The following is a 21,967-nucleotide window of genomic DNA, read 5'->3' as shown; positions in this document are numbered from 1 at the left end:
CCATGGAACTGAAGCTCCTAAACGAACAAGGTCAACCGGCATCGAATGTTGCTGCTGCTGACACTATCTTTGGTCGTGATTACAACGAAGCCTTGATTCATCAAGTTGTCGTTGCATTCCAAGCCAATGCTCGTAGCGGTAACCGCAAACAAAAAGATCGTGAAGAAGTTCATCACACAACCAAGAAGCCTTGGCGTCAAAAAGGTACTGGTCGTGCACGTGCCGGTATGTCTTCCTCGCCTTTGTGGCGCGGCGGCGGTCGTATATTCCCGAACTCGCCGGACGAAAACTTCTCGCACAAAATCAACAAAAAGATGTATCGCGCAGGTATCTGCTCGATTCTGTCTCAGTTGGCTCGTGAAGGTCGTTTGTGTGTGGTTGATGACGTCACTGTTGACGCTCCTAAGACAAAATTATTGTCTGAAAAGCTCAAAACTATGGGTTGCCTCGATTCCGTTTTGATCATCACTGATGAATTCAACGAAAATCTGATGTTGGCAGCACGTAATCTGGCTAACGTTTTGGTTGTTGAACCACGTTATGCTGATCCGGTTTCTTTGGTGTTCTACAAGAAAGTGTTGATCACTAAGCCAGCACTGGCAAAGATCGAGGAGATGCTGGCATGAGCGCAGTAATCAAACATAGCGAAGAACGCCTGATGAAGGTGTTGCTGGCTCCTGTGATTTCTGAAAAGGCAACGATGGTTGCTGAGAAGAATGAACAAGTGGTTTTCCTGGTTATGCCAGATGCAACCAAGCCAGAAATCAAAGCCGCCGTCGAATTGCTCTTCAAGGTTCAAGTTGAATCTGTCCAAGTTGCAAATCGTCAAGGTAAACAGAAACGTACCGGTAAATTTAATGGCCGCCGCAATCATACAAGACGCGCTTTTGTATGCTTGAAGCCTGGTCAGGAAATTAACTTCACTGAGGGGGCATAAGCATGGCACTCGTTAAGATGAAGCCAACCTCACCAGGTCGTCGTGGTATGGTGAAAGTAGTGACAGAGGGCCTGCATAAAGGTCGTCCGTTCGCTGCACTGTTGGAAAAGAAATCAAAAACTGCTGGCCGTAATAACAACGGTCACATCACTACTCGTCACATCGGTGGTGGTCATAAGCAGCATTATCGTCTGGTTGACTTCAAACGCATCAAAGATGGTATTCCTGCAAAAGTAGAACGTATTGAATACGATCCTAACCGTACCGCACACATTGCATTGTTGTGCTACGCGGATGGTGAACGTGCTTATATCATCGCTCCTAAAGGTATGGCTGCCGGTGACCAGGTTATGAATGGTGCGCAAGCTCCGATCAAATCCGGTAACTGCTTGCCTATCCGTAACATCCCAGTCGGCACCACCATGCATTGCGTGGAAATGCTGCCAGGTAAAGGCGCGCAAATCGCCCGTACCGCCGGCGCTGGTGTGGTATTGATGGCGCGTGAAGGCACTTACGCTCAGGTTCGTCTGCGCTCCGGTGAAGTGCGTCGCATTCATGTTGAATGCCGCGCAACAATCGGTGAAGTGGGTAACGGCGAGCACAATCTGCGTAAGATTGGTAAAGCTGGTGCGATGCGTTGGCGTGGTGTTCGTCCTACCGTCCGCGGTGTGGTTATGAATCCGGTCGATCACCCGCACGGTGGTGGTGAAGGTAAAACCGCAGCAGGTCGTCATCCAGTTTCTCCATGGGGTCAACAGACCAAGGGCAAGAAGACACGTCGCAACAAGCGTACTACTTCCATGATCGTCTCACGCCGTGGCAAGAAATAAGGGATAAAACATGACACGTTCATTGAAAAAAGGGCCGTTCTGCGACGCCCATCTGGTGAAGAAAGTCGAAACTGCGCAAGCAATTAAAGACAAAAAGCCAATCAAGACTTGGTCCCGTCGTTCGACAATTATGCCGGACTTCATCGGTTTGACCATTGCGGTTCATAACGGTAAGCAACACGTACCAGTTTATGTTTCCGAAAACATGGTTGGTCACAAGCTCGGCGAATTCGCGCTGACCCGGACGTTCAAGGGTCACGCTGCCGATAAAAAGGCTAAGAAATAAGGACCGATGATGGAAACTAAAGCTAATCTTCGCGGTGTGCGTCTGTCTGAGCAAAAAGGTCGTCTCGTAGCTGACCTTATTCGCGGTAAAAAAGTAGATCAGGCATTGAATATCCTGGCTTTCAGCCCTAAAAAAGGTGCTGCAATCATTAAGAAAGTGTTGGAGTCTGCAATTGCAAACGCCGAGCACAACGATGGTGCAGATATCGATGAGCTGACAGTAAAGACTATCTATGTCGAAAAAGGTTCGATCTTGAAGCGCTTCACAGCACGCGCCAAGGGTCGTGGTGATCGTATCTCTAAACAATCCTGTCACATTTATGTGACTGTCGGTAACTAAGGAGTCACGATGGGACAGAAGATACATCCAACCGGTTTTCGTCTTGCGGTTACACGTAACTGGTCTTCACGTTGGTATGCTGGCAATGGTAACTTTGCCACTATGCTCAACGAAGATCTGAAGGTACGTGAATACCTGAAGAAAAAACTGAAAAACGCTTCGGTAGGTCGCGTCATCATTGAGCGCCCGGCGAAAAACGCACGTATTACTATTTACAGCTCCCGTCCGGGCGTTGTAATCGGTAAAAAAGGCGAAGATATTGAAGTATTGAAAGCTGACTTGTCGAAAATGATGGGCGTGCCAGTTCACGTCAACATCGAAGAAATTCGCAAGCCGGAAATCGATGCGCAATTGATCGCTGATTCGATCTCGCAACAGCTTGAAAAACGCATCATGTTCCGCCGCGCGATGAAACGTGCGATGCAGAATGCTATGCGTCTCGGTGCCCTCGGCATCAAGATCATGTCTGGCGGTCGTTTGAACGGTATTGAAATCGCTCGTAACGAGTGGTATCGCGAAGGCCGCGTGCCTCTGCATACCCTGCGCGCCGATATCGACTACGGTACCAGCGAAGCATCCACTACTTACGGCATCATTGGTGTCAAAGTATGGGTCTACAAAGGCGACCGTTTGCCGAATGGCGATGCTCCTGTCATTGAATCGACACCGGAAGACGACAAAAAACGTCGTGGTCCACGTCGTGATGATGGTAAGCCAAGCAGCCGTCCACGTGCTAAGCGTCCTGAAGGACAAACTACCCCTGGTGCAGCAGCGCCGGCAGTCAAGCGCGTACGCGCTGCAGCTCCCGCCGCCGCCCCAGCTGAGAAAGCAGGAGAATAATCATGCTGCAACCAGCACGCAGAAAATACCGCAAGGAGCAAAAAGGCCGTAACAAGGGGATCTCGCATTCCCGTGGTACAGCTGTCTCCTTCGGTGAGTTTGGCTTGAAAGCGGTTGGCCGTGGTCGTATCACAGCGCGTCAGATCGAAGCGGCGCGTCGTGCAATGACACGTCACATCAAGCGCGGTGGCCGTATCTGGATCCGCATTTTCCCGGACAAACCGATTTCGCAGAAACCAGCGGAAGTTCGTATGGGTAATGGTAAGGGTAATCCTGAGTACTACGTTGCCGAGATTCAACCAGGCAAAATGTTGTACGAAATGGATGGCGTCGATGAAACGTTGGCACGTGAAGCGTTCCGCTTGGCTGCCGCTAAATTGCCGTTACTGACCACATTCGTCGTCCGTCAAGTCGGCCAATAATAGGAGTTGTAAATGAACGTATCTGAACTCCAAGGTAAAGATCACGCTGCTTTGACTAAAGAACTGAATGATCTGTTGAAGGCCCAATTCAGTCTGCGTATGCAAATTGCTACGCAGCAACTGACTAACACTTCGCAGTTGAAAAAAGTTCGTCGTGACATCGCACGTGTTAAAACCGTCATGAACCAGAAGGATGCCAAATAATGAACGATCAAGTGAATGTTCAAGTTAAAGTGGCATTGAAGCGCACATTAATTGGCAAAGTTGTGTCAGACAAGATGAACAAGACCGTTACAGTGGTCGTTGAGCGTCACGTCAAGCATCCTTTGTATGGCAAGATCATCGTCCGTAGTGCGAAGTACCATGCACATGACGAAGCGAACCAGGCAAAAGAAGGCGACACAGTTGAGATCCAAGAAGGTCGTCCGATCTCCAAGACTAAAGCTTGGACCGTGACACGTGTAATTCAAGTGGCACAAGTCGTATAAACTTATTGCACTAAGCTTTAAATGGTGTAATAATGATGGGCTGTCATTTGCAATACATGCAGATGACAGCCTAAATGTCTTTCGCAACACCCTTCGTTGTGAAAGTGGTTAAAAAATCGTCCACCTAATCAGTTGGCTCGTGCATTGTAGGTTATGTAGGGGTTGGCTGGCGGGACCAAGACTGACTACAAACTTGCATTGCGTAAGTTATGTGGATTAAGTTGGGAAAGAGAACATTATGATTCAAACAGAAAGCCGGCTGGAAGTGGCTGACAATACTGGTGCACGCGAAGTTTTGTGCATTAAGGTGTTGGGCGGCTCCAAGCGTCGTTATGCGGGTATCGGTGATGTAATTAAAGTCACTGTGAAATCTGCTGCACCACGCGGTCGTGTAAAAAAAGGTGAAATTTACAACGCCGTAGTTGTGAGAACAGCTAAGGGTGTTCGTCGTCAAGATGGCTCGTTGGTCAAATTTGATAGCAATGCTGCAGTATTGTTGAATGCAAAACTAGAGCCAATCGGCACGCGCATTTTCGGCCCAGTCACACGCGAACTGCGTACTGAGCGCTTCATGAAAATCGTGTCCTTAGCTCCAGAAGTGCTGTAAGGAGTCGTAATGAATAAAATTCGTAAAAACGACGAAGTCATCGTCTTGACGGGTAAAGACAAAGGTAAGCGCGGCGTGGTGCAAGCCATGGGCGAAAATACCGTTGTTGTTGCAGGTATTAACATTGCTAAAAAAGCAGTTAAGCCTAACCCAATGACTGGCGCAGTAGGTGGCATCGTGGATAAAGTGATGCCGATTCATGTGTCGAACGTTGCATTGTTTAATGCAGCTTCCGGCAAAGCAGACCGTGTTGGTTTCAAGGTAGTGGATGGTAAGAAAGTCCGTATCTTCAAATCGACTGGCGAAGTTGTGAAGGCATAACATCATGGCCCGTCTACAAGCATTATATAAAGAGAAAATCGTTGGCGACCTGACTGCTAAGTTTTCGTACAAAACAGTTATGGAAGTTCCGCGTATTTTGAAGATCACCCTGAATATGGGTTTGTCTGAAGCAATTGCAGACAAAAAGATCATCGAACACGCAGTGGGTGACCTGACTAAAATCGCCGGCCAAAAGCCAGTGGTAACGAAGGCTCGCAAAGCGATTGCTGGTTTCAAAATCCGTGAAGGTTATCCAATTGGTTGTATGGTAACTTTACGTGGCGCTCAGATGTATGAATTCCTGGATCGTTTCATCACCGTGGCTCTGCCGCGTGTACGTGACTTCCGTGGTGTTTCGGGTCGTGCGTTTGATGGTCGTGGTAACTACAATATCGGTGTCAAGGAACAGATTATTTTCCCTGAAATCGAGTACGACAAGATCGACGTATTGCGTGGTATGAACATCAGTATCACGACAACCGCAAAGACCGACGACGAAGCGAAAGCACTCCTCGCCGCATTTAAATTTCCGTTCAGAAACTGAGGCTGCCATGGCAAAATTGGCACTGATTAATCGTGAGCAAAAGCGTGCAGACCTGGTGAAGAAATTCGCCGGCAAGCGCGCCGAATTGAAGGCCATCATTGATGACCAATCAAAAACCGAAGAAGAGCGTTATATCGCCCGTCTGAAGTTGCAGGCTTTGCCACGTAATTCTAATCCGACCCGCCAGCGTAATCGTTGCGCTTTGACAGGTCGTCCGCGTGGCACATTCCGTAAGTTCGGTTTGGGCCGTATTAAACTCCGTGAAGTCGCCATGCGTGGTGAAGTTCCCGGTATGACTAAAGCCAGCTGGTAATAGGAGAATAAGCAATGAGTATGAGCGATCCTATCGCCGATATGCTGACCCGCATCCGTAACGCACAAGTTGTTCATAAAACTGTCGTTGCAATGCCGTCTTCCAAAGTTAAAATTGCTATCGCAATGGTACTTAAAGACGAAGGTTACATTGAAGATTTCGCAGTTTTGGAAACTGCAGGTAAGTCCGAATTAAAAATCGGCTTGAAATATTATGCAGGACGTCCTGTTATTGAGCGTTTGGAGCGTGTTTCACGCCCAGGTCTCCGTATTTACAAAGGTAAAGACGAGATTCCAAATGTGATGAACGGTTTGGGCGTGGCCATTGTGTCCACACCAAAAGGCGTCATGACTGACCGCAAAGCGCGCGCAACCGGTGTCGGTGGCGAAGTTATTTGCTACGTCGCCTAAGGGGAGTGAAAGATGTCTCGAGTAGGTAAGATGCCAATCGCTTTGCCGGCCGGTGCAGAAGTTGCAATTTCAGCAGAGCAGATTACAGTAAAAGGCCCTATGGGCGTGTTGACACAAAGCTTAAACGGCTTGGTGACAATTATAGACAACAGCGGCATTTTGAGTTTTGCGCCAGCTAATGAATCCCGTGAAGCCAATGCAATGACAGGCACCCTGCGTGCCCTCGTCAATAACATGGTCAGCGGTGTGACAAAAGGCTTCGAACGCAAACTGAATTTGGTCGGCGTTGGTTATAAAGCACAAGCCCAAGGTGACAAATTGAATTTGTCTTTAGGTTTTTCACATCCAGTCGTACATCAAATGCCAGAAGGCGTTTCCTGTGCTACGCCAACACCTACTGAAATCCTGATCAAAGGGGTTAATAAGCAGCAAGTAGGTCAAGTGGCAGCTGAAGTCCGTGCATACCGCAGCCCAGAGCCCTACAAAGGCAAGGGTGTCCGTTATTCGGACGAAGTGGTTGTGATTAAAGAAACCAAGAAGAAGTAATAGGGGTTGACGATGGACAAGAAACAATCACGTCTGCGCCGCGCACGTCAAACCCGTGCCAAGATCGCAGAACTCAAAGTGAATCGCCTGGCCGTGCATCGTACCAACCTGCACATCTATGCCAACATCATTGGCCCAGATGCCAAAGTGTTGGCTTCGGCTTCGACCTTAGAGGCCGAAGTACGTGCAGAGTTGGCTGGCAAGTCCGGCGCGGGTGGCAACACCTCCGCCGCAAGCTTGATCGGCAAGCGAGTAGCAGAGAAGGCAATCAAAGCAGGGGTTACCGAAGTTGCGTTTGATCGCTCCGGTTTCCGTTACCATGGCCGCATCAAGGCGCTTGCAGAAGCTGCCCGCGAAGCTGGCCTGAAGTTCTAAGGAAAATTTGTCATGGCAAAAATGCAAGCAAAAACAGCAGCCGACAAGCCGGACGATGGCATGCGCGAGAAAATGATCGCGATCAACCGTGTAACCAAAGTGGTTAAGGGTGGTCGTATCATGGGCTTCGCAGCGCTGACAGTCGTAGGTGACGGCGATGGCCGTATCGGTATGGGCAAAGGGAAGTCGAAAGAAGTTCCTGTTGCCGTACAAAAAGCGATGGAAGAAGCACGTCGTAAGATGATCAAAGTGACTTTGAAGAACGGTACTCTGCAACACACCGTTACTGGCAAGCACGGCGCATCTTCCGTCATGATTTCTCCAGCAAAAGAAGGTACTGGCGTTATCGCCGGTGGTCCAATGCGCGCGATTTTTGAAGTAATGGGTATTGTGAACGTCGTTGCTAAATCCAACGGCTCCACAAATCCTTACAACATGGTTCGTGCAACTTTAAACGGTCTGGCCAAGATGAGTACTCCATCTGAAATCGCTGCAAAGCGTGGCAAGAGCGTTGAAGAAATCCTCGGTTAAGGAGAGCGCGATGACTACTAAGACAGTTAAAGTGCAATTGGTCAAAGGTCTGATCGGCACACGCCAGGATCACCGTGCAACCGTACGTGGTTTGGGTCTGCGTCGTGTCAATTCAGTCTCTGAATTGGAAGACACGCCAGCAGTACGCGGCATGATCAACAAAGTCTCGTATCTTGTGAAGGTTGTAGCGTAAGTCGTAAGGCTTATGTTCGGAGCAAATTATGGAATTGAATAACATACAACCTGCTGATGGCGCAAAACACTACAAACGTCGTGTTGGTCGCGGTATCGGTTCAGGTATGGGTAAGACAGCGGGTCGCGGTCATAAAGGCCAAAAATCCCGTTCGGGCGGCTTTCATAAAGTCGGTTTCGAAGGCGGTCAAATGCCTCTGCAACGTCGTTTGCCTAAACGTGGTTTTAAATCACTGGCAACGCCGTTTAAAGCAGAAGTTCGTCTGACTGATCTCGAAAATCTGCCAGTCACTGAAATTGATATTTTGGCTTTGAAACAAGCCGGTGTCGTTTCTGAGCTCGCACGTGTAGTTCGTGTGATCTTGTCTGGTGCGATTTCCAAGAAAGTTACTTTGAACGGCTTGATCGTCACTAAAGGCGCTAAGGCAGCAATCGAAGCAGCTGGTGGTACGATCGCTTAATTCAGTGCAAATACCGGAGCAATAATTGGCAACATCTCCTCAACAAGCTAAAAGTGCAGCAAGCGGATTTCCTTGGTCTCGGCTTTGGTTCTTGCTCGCCGCACTCGTGGTCTACAGGATTGGTGCTCATGTACCAGTTCCTGGTATAGATCCGAATGCATTGACAGACCTGTTCAAACAAAACCAAGGCGGTATTTTGGGTATGTTTAACATGTTCTCCGGCGGTGCTTTATCACGGTTCGCCGTGTTCGCACTCGGGATTACGCCGTATATTTCGGCGTCGATCATCATGCAGTTGATGTCGATCGTCTCTCCGCAACTGGAAACGCTGAAGAAAGAAGGCGAATCCGGGCGCAGAAAGATTACTCAATATACGCGGTACGGCACTTTGCTTCTGGCAACGGTGCAGGCATATTTCATTGCCTTTGGTTTGGAAGCGCAGCCTGGTCTGGTTATCGACCCGGGGATGGCTTTCCGCCTGACTACTGTAGTAACGTTGGTAACGGGAACGATGTTTCTGATGTGGCTGGGCGAGCAGATTACCGAACGTGGTCTTGGTAATGGTATATCCATTATCATTTTCGCCGGTATCGCTGCTGGTTTGCCCAATGCCTTAGGCAGCCTGTTTGAGCTGGTTCGCACCGGCTCTATGCATCCGGCCTCGGTCTTGTTGATTTGTGTGATTGCAGCGGCTGTGACGTTCCTGGTGGTATTCGTGGAACGTGGCCAACGCAAGATCCTGGTCAATTATGCGAAGCGTCAGGTTGGAAATAAAGTGTATGGTGGGCAGAGCAGTCATTTGCCTTTGAAGTTGAATATGGCGGGTGTTATTCCTCCAATTTTTGCTTCTTCCATCATCTTGTTTCCAGCGACAATTACTAGCTGGTTTGCGAAGGGTGCAGAGTCTTCGACGAGTGGTTTTATTACCTTCCTCAAAGATCTTGCCGCTTCGATGGCACCAGGCGAGCCGATTCATGCTTTATTGTATGCAGCTGCCATTATTTTCTTCTGCTTCTTTTATACCGCTTTGGTATTCAACAGCAAAGAGACAGCTGATAACTTGAAGAAGAGCGGTGCGTTTGTACCCGGTATTCGACCAGGTGATCAAACGGCGCGTTATATCGATAAGATATTGATGCGTCTGACACTGGCAGGTGCCGTGTATATTACGCTGGTTTGTCTGTTGCCGGAATTCTTGATTGCCAAGTGGAAAGTTCCATTTTATTTCGGTGGCACATCGCTGCTGATTATTGTGGTCGTTACCATGGATTTCATGGCGCAAGTTCAGAACTATGTAATGTCTCAGCAGTATGACTCACTTCTTCGCAAAGCGAATTTTAAAGGCGGGATCCCTACGCGGTAATACCGTTTTGTGGGGGCAGCAGTAAAAATAGCCAAAGACGACGTTATTCAGATGCAGGGCGAGGTTCTCGAGAATCTTCCGAATGCAACATTTCGAGTTAAGTTGGAAAACGGGCATGTTGTACTAGGCCATATTTCAGGGAAGATGCGAACGAAACTGTTCGCATTCTTCCAGGCGATAAGGTGACAGTGGAACTGACGCCTTACGATTTGAGCCGGGCGCGTATCGTGTTCCGAACCAAGTAAATTAAAAGTGAACAAGAAGGGAAGAGGGCAATATGAAAGTTCTCGCATCAGTTAAGCGGATTTGCCGCAATTGCAAAATCATCAAGCGCAAAGGTGTTGTTCGTGTTATTTGCACAGAACCACGCCATAAACAGCGCCAAGGTTAATTTAACGTTATTGAACGAGGAATAACGAATGGCACGTATCGCAGGGGTTAATATCCCAAATCATCAGCATACCGTAATCGGCTTAACAGCTATCTATGGTATTGGCCGTCCACGCTCACAGAAAATCTGTGAAGCTACAGGTGTTTTGACAAGTAAAAAAGTCAAGGATCTGGATGACAACGAACTCGAGAAGCTTCGCGACGAAATCGGTAAATTTATCGTCGAAGGCGACTTGCGTCGTGAATTGTCCATTAACATCAAACGCTTGATGGACTTAGGTTGCTACCGTGGCATGCGCCATCGTAAAGGCTTACCTTGCCGTGGTCAACGTACACGTACTAACGCACGTACACGCAAAGGCCCACGGAAAGCAGCTCAATCTCTGAAGAAATAATCTGGGCTAGCCCGGATCCAAGGAAATTATTATGGCAAAAGCACAAAATAACGCAGCAGCAGCACGTGCTCGTAAGAAAGTTAAAAAGAACGTTGCAGAAGGTATCGCACACGTTCATGCTTCTTTCAATAACACCATCATCACGATCACTGATCGTCAAGGCAATGCGCTTTCATGGGCAACTGCTGGCGGTGCTGGTTTTAAAGGCTCACGTAAATCGACACCTTTCGCCGCGCAGGTTGCAGCGGAAGCGGCCGGTAAAGTTGCTGTTGAATGCGGTATCAAGAATCTGGAAGTTCGCATCAAGGGCCCAGGCCCAGGTCGTGAATCTTCGGTTCGCGCATTGAACAATCTCGGCATCAAGATTTCCTTGATCCAGGACGTCACACCAGTACCACATAACGGCTGCCGCCCTCCAAAGCGTCGTCGTATCTAAGCAATATCAAGCGGCAGCATTTGCTGCTGGCATTCTCACGCGTTTCGCGTTAGAATGCAGACCCGCCATTTCGTTGGCGGGTTTTGTGTTGTGAACTTTTTATTCAGGTAGACAGCCCAGGCTGTAGACTGAGATAAGACCACTGTCTGGTTGCAAGCAGATCAGACTAGCGCAGCTTGTTCTGCGTCATTTATAAAAGGAAAATACTGTGGCACGTTACATCGGACCTAAAGCAAAATTATCCCGCCGCGAAGGCACGGATCTGTTTCTGAAAAGCGCACGTCGCTCATTGGATTCAAAATGTAAGTTAGATGCAAAACCAGGTCAGCATGGTCGCACTTCCGGTGCTCGTACCTCTGATTACGGTAATCAATTGCGCGAAAAGCAAAAAGTTAAACGTATGTACGGCATTTTGGAACGTCAGTTCCGCCGCTACTTCGCTGAAGCTGATCGTCAAAAAGGCAATACCGGCGAAACACTGTTGAAATTGTTGGAATCCCGTCTCGACAACGTTGCTTACCGCATGGGCTTCGGCTCGACACGCGCTGAAGCACGTCAGTTGGTGAGCCACAAGGCTTTCACAGTCAACGGTACTGTTGTCAACATCGCTTCGTTCCAAGTTAAAGCTGGTGACGTTGTTGCTGTTCGTGAAAAAGCTAAAAAACAAGTTCGTATCGCTGAAGCGCTGTCGTTGGCAGAGCAATCGGGTATGCCAACTTGGGTTGCAGTTGATGCTAAGAAACTGGAAGGCACATTCAAAGCCATGCCAGATCGTAGCGACATCTGCCACGATGTCAACGAATCGCTGATCGTTGAATTGTACTCCCGTTAATATTCGTATCTTGACCTGCCTGTTTTACGACAGGCAGGTTTTTTCTTTAGTGCCATCAGCCTTATCGGTGTAATGAACCGAGGGTATTGAAAAGGACATTGCATGCAAAATAATCTCTTGAAACCACGTATCATCGACGTTGAAATGCTCGGCCCTGGCCATGCAAAAGTTGTGATGGAACCGTTTGAGCGTGGCTATGGCCATACACTCGGGAATGCTTTGCGCCGTGTATTGCTGTCGACAATGACAGGTTATGCGCCGACGGAAGTCACCATTGCCGGCGTGGTTCATGAATATTCTTCACTCGATGGCGTGCAAGAAGACGTCGTAGATATTTTGTTGAACTTGAAAGGCGTTGTCTTCAAGTTGCATAGCCGTGATGAAGTTACCTTGACTTTGAAGAAAGATGGCGAAGGCGCAGTGTTGGCTTCCGATATCGATTTGCCGCATGATGTTGAACTGATCAATCCTGAGCACGTCATTGCCAATCTGACTGCCGGCGGTAAGCTCGACATGCAGATCAAGGTTGAAAAAGGTCGCGGTTATGTACCGGGTAACGTCCGTCGTTTGTCGGAAGATGCTAACAAAACCATCGGTCGTATGATTTTGGATGCATCGTTTTCGCCAGTGCGTCGCGTATCGTATTCGGTTGAGTCGGCGCGCGTCGAACAACGTACCGATCTCGACAAGCTCATCATCAATATCGAAACCAACGGTGTCATCACACCGGAAGAAGCGATCCGTCAATCGGCACGCGTCTTGGTTGATCAATTGAATGTCTTCGCTGCACTCGAAGGTACCGAAGCTGCTGCTGAAGCGCCATCGCGCGCACCGGCCGTTGATCCGGTATTGTTGCGTCCGGTTGATGATTTGGAATTGACAGTCCGCTCGGCGAACTGCCTCAAAGCAGAAAATATTTACTACATCGGCGATTTGATACAGCGCAGCGAAAACGAGCTGTTGAAGACACCGAACTTGGGTCGCAAATCTTTGAACGAAATCAAAGAAGTATTGGCTTCCCGTGGTTTGTCTTTGGGCATGAAGCTGGAAAACTGGCCACCTGCTGGCTTGGAAAAGTAATTTAGTCTGATCGCCGGGCCAAGTGGCGCGGCGGTTTTTTATTGTTGTCCCCATTATTTACCGGCCCGCGGCAAGATGTTTGTCGATAGAAGAGCTGGCAATGAAATCTGAAAGGAAATACCATGCGTCATCGTCACGGCTTACGTAAGCTTAATCGTACTTCATCCCACCGTTTGGCTATGCTGCGCAACATGACAGTTTCTCTGTTGCGTCACGAAGCAATCAAAACAACTTTGCCAAAAGCTAAAGAATTGCGTCGCGTTATCGAACCGATTCTGACTTTGGGTAAAACAGACACATTGGCAAACAAACGTTTGGCTTTCTCGCGTCTGCGCGATCGTGAAATGGTGTTGAAATTGTTCGCTGAACTCGGCCCACGTTACGCTAATCGTAACGGTGGTTACCTGCGTATCCTGAAAATGGGTTTCCGCGTTGGTGACAATGCGCCTATGGCGTATGTCGAACTGATGGATCGTCCGGACGTTTCGGATGTAGAAGATGCACCGACTGCAGAGTAATTTGCGCAGCTTGTGTTCTTGAATGAAAAAACCGCCCTCGTGGCGGTTTTTTTTCGTCTCGGCGATTGTGGCAGCACAAGCTGGCGCGCCGCCCGCTGTGCAGGTTAGTGGCAAGCTTGTTAGAATAGCGGCGGCAGGCGGGCAGCGGCGCACGGTATCGAACGCGCAAACCGGCTCACACGTATGTTACATTTGAAATCATGCCACCTCTGGGTTTGCTGCTTAGCTTGCAGCCGCCGGTGGACTACACAGGAACACCATGACACAGCTGCGCAATGCCGCGTCCTCATACGCACAACAGACTCTGTTGCCCTTACTTACTTACTTGGCATGGGCTTTCTGCTTGGGTTTGGCATCTTTCGCGCATGCCGACGACTTCCTCGATCCGGAAGTCGCGTTCACCGCCGAGGCGAAAATGCTGACGCCAAGCATGGCCGAGGTGACGCTGCATATTGCCGACGGCTATTATTTATACCGCGAACGTTTGAAGTTCACTTCGGATGACGCGCAACTCGGTGCGCCGGAACTGCCTAAGGGCAAGATCAAGTTTGACGAAACCTTCCAGAAAGAAGTTGAAACCTATCGCCATTCTTTGATCGTGCATGTTCCTGTGCAGGCAGGCGGCGAATTTACTCTCAAGGTCGGGCGCCAAGGCTGTGCCGATCAAGGTTTATGTTATCCACCGATGGAGAGCGTCCATAAATTGCTGCCACCGAGTTTGCCCGCCGCCACTGCGGCTGCCGTTGACTCGCCGGAGTCAGGCGCTGGCACAGCGGCGGCACCGGCTGATGAAGCCGGCTCGCTCAGCTCGGCCTTGAAGAGCGGCAAGATGTTGGTGATCCTACCCTTATTCTTTCTGTTGGGCTTAGGTCTGTCGTTGACGCCTTGCGTGTTGCCTATGGTACCGATTCTGTCGTTTATCATCGTCGGCGAAGGGGCTGGCATCAGTCGGGTGCGCGGCTTCGTGCTCTCGATCGCGTATGTGCTTGGTATGGCCTTGGTTTACACCGGCATAGGGGTGGCTGCCGGCTTGGCTGGTGAAGGCTTGGCAGCGAGCTTGCAGAACCCTTGGGTGCTGTCGGCATTTGCCCTGCTGATGGTCGGCTTGGCGCTGTCGATGTTCAATGTGTATCAGTTGCAAATGCCGGCGGCCTTGCAAACGCGGCTGACGCTGGTTTCTGAAGGTCAACGCAACAGCAAGTTTGGTAAATTATTCGGGGTCTTTTTGATGGGGGCGATTTCGGCCTTGATCGTCGGCCCCTGCGTCACCGGCCCCTTGCTCGGTGCCTTGGTGTATATTAGCCAAACCCGCGATGTCGTCGTCGGTGCGGCTGCCATGTTCGCCATTGCGCTCGGTATGGGCGTACCCTTGTTGATACTCGGTTTGTCGGCCGGCAGCTTGTTGCCGCGCGCCGGGGTGTGGATGGAGAGTATCAAGCGCTTTTTCGGCGTCTTGATGTTGGCCATGGCTTTGTGGATGATCTCGCCGGTGATACCGGTGGCGGCACAAATGGCTGCTTGGGCGGTGATTTTGCTCGGATATGCAGGCTATCAACTATTTTTCCATCGCGCCGGCAAACCGGCGAAAGCCTTTGCCTTCGCACTTGGTTTGCTCGGTTTGGCGCAATTGGTCGGCGTACTCAGTGGTGGGCGTGATGTCATCTCGCCCTTGGCACATCTGTACGGTGCCGCACCGCATACTACCCATTTTCAGCGCATACGTAGCGTAGCGGAGCTTGATGCAGCTTTGGCGCAAAACAAAGGCAAGCTCGCCATGCTCGACTTCTATGCCGACTGGTGCGTGTCTTGTAAAGAGATGGAAAAACTCAGCTTCAGCGACGAACGCGTCAAAGCCCGCATGGATACGATGTTGCTGCTGCAAGCTGATGTGACCGCCAATAATGCCGAAGATAAAGCATTGTTGAAACGCTTTGGTTTGTTCGGGCCGCCTGGCATTATTTTCTTTGATCCGGCTACGATGACAGAAATTCCGGATAGCCGCGTGGTCGGCTACCAAAATGCACCAATATTTTTACAATCGCTGCAGAAATTGGATGCGCGCTAAACCTCCTTACTGTTTGAGGCACGCGCGGTCGGCAGCATCGCCGCACGCTTATATGAGCGCTTGTATAAGCTTGCAACTTCTCTGTTGTTGAGATCGAAACACGCTGGCTATATAGTCAGAGTTCGCTAATTTGGAGAGAAACATGACTTTACGTTTAGGTGATATTGCCCCCGATTTTGAGCAAGATTCTTCCGTCGGTCCTTTGAGTTTCCATCAGTGGGCCGGTGATTCCTGGGTCGTTTTATTTTCTCATCCGGCCGATTTCACGCCGGTCTGCACCACGGAGCTGGGCCTGACAGCCAAGCTCAAACCATCTTTCGATGCACGCAATGTGAAGGCCATCGCGCTCTCGGTCGATGGCGCAGACTCGCATCGCGCTTGGATTAAAGATATCGAAGAGACGCAGCATACCGTGGTCGGCTTTCCTATCATTGCCGATGCCGACCGCAAGGTTGCCACGCTGTTTGACATGATTCATCCGCATCAGTCGGAAACCTTGACGGTGCGCTCGCTGTTTGTCATCGACCCGAACAAAAAGATACGCTTGATCATCACTTACCCGCTCAGTACCGGGCGCAATTTTGATGAGGTCTTGCGCGTGATCGATGCCTTGCAATTGACTGATGCCTACACGGTAGCGACGCCCGGTAACTGGCGCGATGGCGACGATGTCATCATTCCTTTGTCGGTCAAGGATGAGGACGTGATCAAGCAAAAATATCCGAAAGGATATACTGCCGTGCGCCCATATTTACGTGTGACGCCGCAGCCGAATAAGTAATCGTCTTCCGTATCATTGAAAAAACCGCCTTGAACGGCGGTTTTTTTTTGATCGCACGCTGCACACATTAATAATGTTGTACCAAGCCTCGCTCTGTCGCGCAGTAGCCGTTCCAACAGGCCCGTAAATCGGATTGGGCGGCATCGAGCGTCGCCAGGCATTGTATGTGGCCTTTTAATACGGCTTGGCCTGGTCCTATCGGACTGGATTGAGTCCAAGTGCAAGGTGTGGTTTCGTACACCGTCGCGACCGCACTCCCTTGTTGGGTAGATGGCATGGAGAAAAATTCGGCATAGCCATTGTTCCAATAATTGAAACCTTTTCTTGACATGCCGTTCGGCGGATGCCGAATAATCAGCGGTAGCGGTGCGACGCACGACTCTGGCTGTGGCACAGGTCTTTTCGCTTTTTTTATGATCCGACCGGTTTGATAGTCATAATTCGGAATCGGCACATAAATGCGTCCGGTACCGGTACCCGGCGACTCAGTGACGTTGGTATTCCTTTCCTCGGTATCGGGCGGCAGTGAGCAACTGACGATGTAACCGACCTGACCACTGATCGTATGCTCCATCTCATTGGTCTTGTCGACGCCGCCCAAAGCTTCGCAAAATTGACGGTTGATTTCGTTTGCTTCCGGCACTTGTTGGCCGGGGTGTATCGTCAGACTGCCGTCGGGGTTTTTAATCGCATTTTTAAATACGTCTACGCCTTTTGGCACCAGGAAAACCCCCGGGTAGCGCGGCGCATCGTCGTCGGGATCAACGGCGCTTGTCGCGGTTTGCGCGCTGCTGTTACTGATGGCCAGCAGCGGGGCGCCGGCCATGCATATGGCGGAAATGTTTTTCATGTCTGACCTGGTGCAGGGAAAAGTGACGGATAGTCATCGTGTGAACTAAAATATCCGTCATCCACCGTCAATCAGACGAGTACGGTTTTTCAGCGCGCCGGGGTGATGTGTTCGGCGTAGTCGTAGAGCGCACCGAGTATTTCTTCGGCGCGTACGTCGGCCTCTTCCGAGCACTGGTCGATGATTTCGAAATAGCGTTCTACCGTCAGGGCATTGCCGGCACCTTCGTGCAGGCGCGCGCTGCGATGCGTTTCCCAACGCTGTTGTTCGGTCGCTGACAAACTGTCGGGGTAGTTGCGTGCACGGTAACGGAATAAGAGTTCTGTCAGGCGCGAGTCTTGAAAATCGGGTTGCGCTTGCGCTAATGCTGCGGGTGGAAGTTGTCGTACTTCATTGAGTAAGCGACGATCTTCTTTGCCGATGAAGCCATTATATAAATCTTCATCGACATCATTGCCGGCTAGTGCAGGGCGGGCAAACACGGCGTCCCAGATGGGTGTCATATCGGGCGCGGTCGCGGCGGCTTGCGCGTGCAATTGCGCTTGTGCCATATCGATGCCCCAGTGGGCGGCACGCTCGGCACTGAGAGTTTTTAAATTGCTGATGACAATCGGCGATTTATTAATGTGTATGGTTTTCAGTGGTAAGCGTGTGACGCCTTCCGGCAGATCGGCGGCTTTGGAAAACATGCGTAACTGAATTTCTTCTACACTCAATTCGAACAGCTGGCGCGGATCGTGTTCGAGGTCCCAGACGATCAATTCGTTTTTATTGGTAGGGTGAAAGGCTAACGGCCATACCACGGCGAGGCAGCCGCGTTCGGCCGGCACCATGCCGGTGATGTGCAGCAAAGGCTTTTTGCGTGGCCAGCCGATTTCTTCCATCACGCGATCTTTTTTTCGCAAGCCCAAGCAAAAGTCGAACAGCTTTTGATTTTTTTCGCGCAGCAAGCGGGCGAAGGCAATGGTGGCACGGACATCGGATAAGGCATCATGCGCCGCCGCGTGCGTCAGTCCGTTGGCGGTGGTCAAATGTTCGAGGCGGAAGCTGGCCTTGCCATCTGGATTGCGTGGCCACTGTATGCCATCTGGGCGCAGCGCATAGGCGGTGCGGGCGACGTCGAGCAAATCCCAGCGGCTGCAATTGTTTTGCCATTCACGCGCATACGGATCGATCAGGTTGCGCCAGAATAAAAAGCGCGTGACTTCATCATCGAAACGGATGCTGTTGTAGCCGACGCCGACCGTGCCCGGCGTCGCGAAGGCTGCTTCTATCGTGCTGGCGAAGGCGCGCTCTGTTACGCCACGCTCGAGGCAAAGCTGGGGCGTGATGCCGGTAATTAAACAAGCTTGCGGTTCGGGTAAAAAGTCCGGCGCGGGCTGGCAATAGAGCATGAGTTCGCTGCCGATTTCATTGAGTTCGGCATCGGTGCGAATGGCGGCAAATTGGGCCGGCCGATCGCGTCGTGGTACGGCACCGAAGGTTTCGTAGTCGTGCCAGAGAAAGCTGATGTCTTGCATAATTGGAATTCGAAAGTGAAAGTAGTGAGCCAGCGCAGCGCTAAATTAACGGCGCGCGCTGCGTTCGCTCAGATAGCGTTGACGGTAAAAGTAGAACAACAAGCCGAGCACTATGGCGAGCATGCTGCCCATAATAATCCAGAATCCGGCCACCTGTTTCAACAGCGGCATCACTTCAAAGTTCATGCCGAAGATACCGGTGATCAGAGTCAAGGGCATGAAGATGGCCGTGATCACGGTCAGCACCCGCATGATTTCACTGGTTCGGTGTGCCATGGCGGCAAAGTGAATCTGTACCGCCGATTCGAGTGAGGCTTCGAGACGGCGCGCATGGTTGAGCACGCGGTTGATGTGTTCGATCACGTCGTTGATGCGCACGAGTAGCAAATCATTGCGCGTGCCTTCATGGGGGTGCGTCAAGTCATGGGTATCGATCAAGTGATCGCGCAATTCTTGCATGGCGTCGTGTTGTTCTTCACACAGATGATCGAGCTTGCGCAGTTCGAGTCGGGCATCGAGCAAGGCTAACCAATTATTGAATGGACGACGCGGATCGAGCAGGGCGTGCTGCCAACGGTCCAGTTGTTGCGTCAGCGGTTGGCGTAATTCCAAGTATTGATCGACCATGCCATTGAGCAGGCGCAGCATTAAATCGGCCGGCGATTCTGGCAGGCGGCTGCTATACATGCTCGCGCCATCACTTTTGAGTTTGTAATTGAGCAGACGCGTGCGCGCTTGTTCTATGGTGCGGCTGTGCTGCGGGCCAACGCTCACGAGGCAGCGGCCGATGAGAAAAAAACTGACCGGGGCGGTGACGAGTTTGTGCAGCGCTGCCGGGATATGCAGTTTCGCCGTTGCAGCAGGCGGGGTCTCGGTTGGCTTGTTGGTTTGTAAGGCGAGTTGCCGAAACACCAGCATGCGGTAGTCGTCGGTGTCTTCAAAATACGAAGGGTGGCTAAGGTTGAGGGCATCTTTGAGATGCAGCTCATGCAGATGCCCGCCACTTAGTTGCGCGACGCGCTCGCACCATGCCGCGCTGTCGGCTGCAACCTCATCATGGCTGGCGTCGAGCCAGAGAAAACCGGTGCTACTGTTCAGTGCCGTGGCATCCGCGCAGACGCCGGCGGCATCGATGTGAAAAATATGCATGTCAGGAAGCGAAAAAGGCGCACCTTCTCAGAAGGCACGCCGTGCCGAATTTAGCCGGCGTGTTGCAACAGGCGCGCGATGTCGCGCGCGAAATACGTCAGCACCCCATCGGCACCGGCACGTTTGAAGGCCATCATGGCTTCCATCATGGTTTTATTATGATCGAGCCAGCCGTTTTCGGCGGCCGCTTTGATCATCGCATATTCGCCGCTGACTTGGTAAGCGAAGGTCGGGACTTTGAATTCGTCTTTGACGCGACGCACGATGTCGAGGTAGGGCATGCCCGGTTTGACCATCACCATGTCGGCACCTTCAGCGAGGTCGAGCGCTACTTCACGCAGGGCTTCGTCGCTGTTGGCCGGATCCATTTGGTAATTGGCTTTATCGCTTTTCCCAAGGTTGCCGGCCGAACCGACTGCATCACGGAACGGGCCATAGAAGGCCGATGCATATTTGGCCGAGTAAGCCATGATGCGGGTATGGATGAAATTGTTCGCTTCGAGGGCGTGGCGGATCGCGCCGATACGACCATCCATCATGTCGCTGGGAGCGACGATGTCGGCACCGGCATGCGCATGCGTGAGGGCTTGTCGCACCAGCACGGTGGTGGTTTCATCGTTGAGTATGTAGCCATTGGCATCGAGCAATCCGTCTTGACCGTGGCTGGTATAGGGGTCGAGTGCGACGTCAGTCAAAATGCCCAGTTCGGGGAAGCGGCTTTTGAGCTCACGGATCGCGCGCGGAATCAAACCATCGGGGTTGCAGGCTTCGATGCCATCGGCTGTTTTTAAACTGGCGTGGATGGCCGGGAATAAAGCCATTACCGGAATCCCGAGCGCCACGCAATCTTCCGCCACGCCCATGAGCACATCGATACTGACACGTTCCACGCCCGGCATGGAAGCGACTTTTTCCGATAAGTTGACACCATCAATGACGAACACCGGGTAAATCAGGTCGGCCGTGGTAATGGTGTTTTCACGCATCATTGCGCGTGAAAAAACATCTTTGCGCATGCGGCGCATGCGCACGGCGGGAAACAGATTGGCTTTGTATGTGGACATAGTAAAATCTTTTAACAGGTTAAATGAAACTTTCTGCCGCTTTGCGTCTCATAGCAACAGGTTGGATATTTTTCCATGCCTACCGCTGTTCTTCCCTGAGCGGGCACCGTTCGTCCCTGTTCGAATCGGTGTTATTTGCCCCGGTATATATCCATATATACCGGGGCTTTTTTTTACTCAGTCGTGCCGGCTTGTGCGGCTTGATCCAGCTGGGCCATACCGTCTTCGGTCGGTGTTTGCACCGGTTCGATATCGAGTCCGACCAGATGTTGAATTACAGCATCCGCTTCTTCCAAGCCTATGCGTTTGAGCGCAGAGAACAGTTGTATCGTAAATGGAAACATCGGACCTTCATTATCGACATAGGTCGATAACACTTCTTTGGCTTGGCGCAAAGCATTGGTACATTCATTGCGGTTTAATTTGTCTGCTTTCGTCAAAATGCAATGAATTGGTCGGCCGGTCGGGGCAAACCATTCCAGCATTTGGATATCGAGATCAGTAAACGGGCGGCGCGCATCCATGATGAGCACCAGTGCCGCCAACTGAGTACGACGTTGCACGTAAGCACCAAGTAATTGATTCCAGTGGTTTTTTGCCGCGCCAGGTACTTGGGCGTAGCCGTAGCCGGGTAAGTCGACGATCATCGCGCGAATTTCATCGACGCGGGTTTCGTCCTTGCGATGCTGGCCTACATGGGCCCCACCGATAGAAAAATAGTTAATATGCTGGGTACGACCGGGAGTTTTTGATGCAAAACAAAGTTTCTTTTGATTGCATAGTGTATTAATGGCAGTCGATTTGCCAGCATTGGAACGACCGGCGAATGCAATTTCCGGTACGTGCGTGTTCGGTAAGTCACGTAAGTGATTAACCGTGGTAAAGAAGCGGGCTTGCCAGAGGATGGACATAGAAGAAAGGAAAGATTGAAAAATGCAACAGTCAGCGGAACAACGCTTAAAAGCTATTGTACAATAAGGGGTTAGATATGGGCAGCAGTAATATGGGTAGCGGTAAACCGATCCGGTCCTACTCTGGAGTTGAGTACTGCTTTGATGTTTGTCGTGCCATTTCCCAAGGTC

The 21,967-nt window shown here is 50.8% G+C and carries 33 protein-coding genes and 1 pseudogene; 29 read left to right on the top strand and 5 right to left on the bottom strand.

The window, feature by feature from the left end:
* Positions 1–2 precede the first annotated feature (2 nt).
* The 29 genes and pseudogenes from rplD to RHM61_RS04075 all read left to right on the top strand — a co-directional run bounded on the left by rplD (position 3) and on the right by RHM61_RS04075 (position 16,302).
* A complete protein-coding gene (gene rplD / locus RHM61_RS04215; protein ID WP_322249901.1) occupies positions 3–626 on the top strand; it encodes a 50S ribosomal protein L4 in 624 nt (207 codons plus the stop codon).
* Positions 623–937, top strand: coding sequence for a 50S ribosomal protein L23 (gene rplW, locus RHM61_RS04210; protein WP_322249900.1), 315 nt, complete (start codon positions 623–625; stop codon positions 935–937). The genes rplD and rplW overlap by 4 nt, the downstream gene beginning before the upstream one ends.
* A 2-nt stretch (positions 938–939) precedes the next feature.
* Positions 940–1,767 (top strand): 50S ribosomal protein L2, encoded by an 828-nt coding sequence (gene rplB, locus RHM61_RS04205; RefSeq protein WP_322249899.1) that lies wholly within the window; start codon positions 940–942, stop codon positions 1,765–1,767.
* A gap of 10 nt (positions 1,768–1,777) precedes the next feature.
* Positions 1,778–2,053 (top strand): 30S ribosomal protein S19, encoded by a 276-nt coding sequence (gene rpsS / locus RHM61_RS04200; protein WP_008113170.1) that lies wholly within the window; start codon positions 1,778–1,780, stop codon positions 2,051–2,053.
* Between the two features lie 6 nt (positions 2,054–2,059).
* Complete coding sequence (gene rplV / locus RHM61_RS04195) at positions 2,060–2,392, top strand: 50S ribosomal protein L22 (RefSeq protein ID WP_322249898.1); 333 nt, start codon at positions 2,060–2,062, stop codon at positions 2,390–2,392.
* Between the two features lie 9 nt (positions 2,393–2,401).
* Positions 2,402–3,232: a 30S ribosomal protein S3 gene (rpsC, locus tag RHM61_RS04190; protein ID WP_322249897.1), complete on the top strand. Its 831-nt coding sequence runs from the start codon at positions 2,402–2,404 to the stop codon at positions 3,230–3,232.
* A 2-nt stretch (positions 3,233–3,234) separates the two neighbouring features.
* Complete coding sequence (gene rplP / locus RHM61_RS04185; RefSeq protein WP_322249896.1) at positions 3,235–3,654, top strand: 50S ribosomal protein L16; 420 nt, start codon at positions 3,235–3,237, stop codon at positions 3,652–3,654.
* A gap of 12 nt (positions 3,655–3,666) precedes the next feature.
* Positions 3,667–3,858 (top strand): 50S ribosomal protein L29, encoded by a 192-nt coding sequence (rpmC, locus tag RHM61_RS04180; protein ID WP_322249895.1) that lies wholly within the window; start codon positions 3,667–3,669, stop codon positions 3,856–3,858.
* A gap of 11 nt (positions 3,859–3,869) precedes the next feature.
* On the top strand, positions 3,870–4,142 hold the full coding sequence (gene rpsQ / locus RHM61_RS04175; protein ID WP_322251033.1) for a 30S ribosomal protein S17: 273 nt from the start codon (positions 3,870–3,872) through the stop codon (positions 4,140–4,142).
* A 238-nt stretch (positions 4,143–4,380) separates the two neighbouring features.
* A complete protein-coding gene (rplN, locus tag RHM61_RS04170; protein ID WP_016836029.1) occupies positions 4,381–4,749 on the top strand; it encodes a 50S ribosomal protein L14 in 369 nt (122 codons plus the stop codon).
* Between the two features lie 9 nt (positions 4,750–4,758).
* Positions 4,759–5,070 (top strand): 50S ribosomal protein L24, encoded by a 312-nt coding sequence (gene rplX / locus RHM61_RS04165; RefSeq protein WP_322249894.1) that lies wholly within the window; start codon positions 4,759–4,761, stop codon positions 5,068–5,070.
* A gap of 4 nt (positions 5,071–5,074) precedes the next feature.
* On the top strand, positions 5,075–5,614 hold the full coding sequence (gene rplE, locus RHM61_RS04160) for a 50S ribosomal protein L5 (RefSeq protein WP_322249893.1): 540 nt from the start codon (positions 5,075–5,077) through the stop codon (positions 5,612–5,614).
* Between the two features lie 7 nt (positions 5,615–5,621).
* Positions 5,622–5,927: a 30S ribosomal protein S14 gene (gene rpsN, locus RHM61_RS04155; protein WP_322249892.1), complete on the top strand. Its 306-nt coding sequence runs from the start codon at positions 5,622–5,624 to the stop codon at positions 5,925–5,927.
* Positions 5,928–5,941: 14 nt separating this feature from the next.
* The gene (gene rpsH / locus RHM61_RS04150; protein ID WP_322249891.1) at positions 5,942–6,337 is read left to right on the top strand and encodes a 30S ribosomal protein S8; all 396 of its coding nucleotides are present in this window, start codon (positions 5,942–5,944) and stop codon (positions 6,335–6,337) included.
* Between the two features lie 12 nt (positions 6,338–6,349).
* On the top strand, positions 6,350–6,883 hold the full coding sequence (gene rplF, locus RHM61_RS04145; RefSeq protein ID WP_322249890.1) for a 50S ribosomal protein L6: 534 nt from the start codon (positions 6,350–6,352) through the stop codon (positions 6,881–6,883).
* Between the two features lie 12 nt (positions 6,884–6,895).
* Positions 6,896–7,258 carry a 50S ribosomal protein L18 gene (gene rplR / locus RHM61_RS04140; RefSeq protein ID WP_322249889.1) on the top strand — a complete coding sequence of 121 codons (363 nt, stop codon included), beginning with the start codon at positions 6,896–6,898 and terminating at the stop codon, positions 7,256–7,258.
* Between the two features lie 12 nt (positions 7,259–7,270).
* Complete coding sequence (gene rpsE / locus RHM61_RS04135) at positions 7,271–7,789, top strand: 30S ribosomal protein S5 (RefSeq protein ID WP_322249888.1); 519 nt, start codon at positions 7,271–7,273, stop codon at positions 7,787–7,789.
* 10 nt (positions 7,790–7,799) lie between these two features.
* Positions 7,800–7,982: a 50S ribosomal protein L30 gene (gene rpmD, locus RHM61_RS04130; RefSeq protein ID WP_322249887.1), complete on the top strand. Its 183-nt coding sequence runs from the start codon at positions 7,800–7,802 to the stop codon at positions 7,980–7,982.
* Positions 7,983–8,010: 28 nt separating this feature from the next.
* A complete protein-coding gene (gene rplO / locus RHM61_RS04125; RefSeq protein ID WP_322249886.1) occupies positions 8,011–8,442 on the top strand; it encodes a 50S ribosomal protein L15 in 432 nt (143 codons plus the stop codon).
* Positions 8,443–8,467: 25 nt separating this feature from the next.
* Entirely contained in the window at positions 8,468–9,805 is a 1,338-nt protein-coding gene (secY, locus tag RHM61_RS04120; RefSeq protein ID WP_322249885.1) for a preprotein translocase subunit SecY, read from the top strand.
* A gap of 27 nt (positions 9,806–9,832) precedes the next feature.
* Positions 9,833–10,050 (top strand): annotated as a pseudogene (gene infA, locus RHM61_RS04115) (translation initiation factor IF-1).
* A 32-nt stretch (positions 10,051–10,082) separates the two neighbouring features.
* Positions 10,083–10,196, top strand: a complete 114-nt coding sequence (gene rpmJ / locus RHM61_RS04110) for a 50S ribosomal protein L36 (RefSeq protein ID WP_014004415.1) — start codon at positions 10,083–10,085, stop codon at positions 10,194–10,196.
* Positions 10,197–10,224: 28 nt separating this feature from the next.
* On the top strand, positions 10,225–10,590 hold the full coding sequence (rpsM, locus tag RHM61_RS04105) for a 30S ribosomal protein S13 (RefSeq protein WP_322249884.1): 366 nt from the start codon (positions 10,225–10,227) through the stop codon (positions 10,588–10,590).
* A 31-nt stretch (positions 10,591–10,621) separates the two neighbouring features.
* A complete protein-coding gene (rpsK, locus tag RHM61_RS04100) occupies positions 10,622–11,026 on the top strand; it encodes a 30S ribosomal protein S11 (protein ID WP_110255932.1) in 405 nt (134 codons plus the stop codon).
* Between the two features lie 208 nt (positions 11,027–11,234).
* The gene (gene rpsD / locus RHM61_RS04095) at positions 11,235–11,858 is read left to right on the top strand and encodes a 30S ribosomal protein S4 (RefSeq protein WP_322249883.1); all 624 of its coding nucleotides are present in this window, start codon (positions 11,235–11,237) and stop codon (positions 11,856–11,858) included.
* Positions 11,859–11,960: 102 nt separating this feature from the next.
* On the top strand, positions 11,961–12,938 hold the full coding sequence (locus RHM61_RS04090) for a DNA-directed RNA polymerase subunit alpha (protein WP_322249882.1): 978 nt from the start codon (positions 11,961–11,963) through the stop codon (positions 12,936–12,938).
* A gap of 122 nt (positions 12,939–13,060) precedes the next feature.
* A complete protein-coding gene (rplQ, locus tag RHM61_RS04085) occupies positions 13,061–13,456 on the top strand; it encodes a 50S ribosomal protein L17 (RefSeq protein ID WP_322249881.1) in 396 nt (131 codons plus the stop codon).
* A gap of 259 nt (positions 13,457–13,715) precedes the next feature.
* On the top strand, positions 13,716–15,521 hold the full coding sequence (gene dsbD, locus RHM61_RS04080) for a protein-disulfide reductase DsbD (RefSeq protein WP_322249880.1): 1,806 nt from the start codon (positions 13,716–13,718) through the stop codon (positions 15,519–15,521).
* Between the two features lie 142 nt (positions 15,522–15,663).
* A complete protein-coding gene (locus RHM61_RS04075; protein ID WP_322249879.1) occupies positions 15,664–16,302 on the top strand; it encodes a peroxiredoxin in 639 nt (212 codons plus the stop codon).
* A 67-nt stretch (positions 16,303–16,369) separates the two neighbouring features.
* Here the strand turns inward: RHM61_RS04075 and RHM61_RS04070 are convergent, their stop codons facing one another.
* From RHM61_RS04070 to yihA, 5 genes are all read right to left on the bottom strand, one after another.
* Complete coding sequence (locus RHM61_RS04070) at positions 16,370–17,152, bottom strand: hypothetical protein (protein ID WP_322249878.1); 783 nt, start codon at positions 17,150–17,152, stop codon at positions 16,370–16,372.
* Between the two features lie 89 nt (positions 17,153–17,241).
* The gene (gene sbcB / locus RHM61_RS04065; RefSeq protein WP_322249877.1) at positions 17,242–18,672 is read right to left on the bottom strand and encodes an exodeoxyribonuclease I; all 1,431 of its coding nucleotides are present in this window, start codon (positions 18,670–18,672) and stop codon (positions 17,242–17,244) included.
* Positions 18,673–18,717: 45 nt separating this feature from the next.
* Entirely contained in the window at positions 18,718–19,821 is a 1,104-nt protein-coding gene (locus tag RHM61_RS04060; protein WP_322249876.1) for a magnesium transporter CorA family protein, read from the bottom strand.
* 50 nt (positions 19,822–19,871) lie between these two features.
* On the bottom strand, positions 19,872–20,885 hold the full coding sequence (hemB, locus tag RHM61_RS04055; RefSeq protein ID WP_322249875.1) for a porphobilinogen synthase: 1,014 nt from the start codon (positions 20,883–20,885) through the stop codon (positions 19,872–19,874).
* A gap of 173 nt (positions 20,886–21,058) precedes the next feature.
* Positions 21,059–21,796 carry a ribosome biogenesis GTP-binding protein YihA/YsxC gene (gene yihA, locus RHM61_RS04050; protein ID WP_322249874.1) on the bottom strand — a complete coding sequence of 246 codons (738 nt, stop codon included), beginning with the start codon at positions 21,794–21,796 and terminating at the stop codon, positions 21,059–21,061.
* Positions 21,797–21,967 lie beyond the last annotated feature (171 nt).

It is taken from the genome of Undibacterium sp. CCC3.4 (assembly GCF_034347425.1).
GTDB lineage: Bacteria > Pseudomonadota > Gammaproteobacteria > Burkholderiales > Burkholderiaceae_D > Undibacterium.
This window is presented reverse-complemented; position numbering and strand designations above follow the sequence as displayed.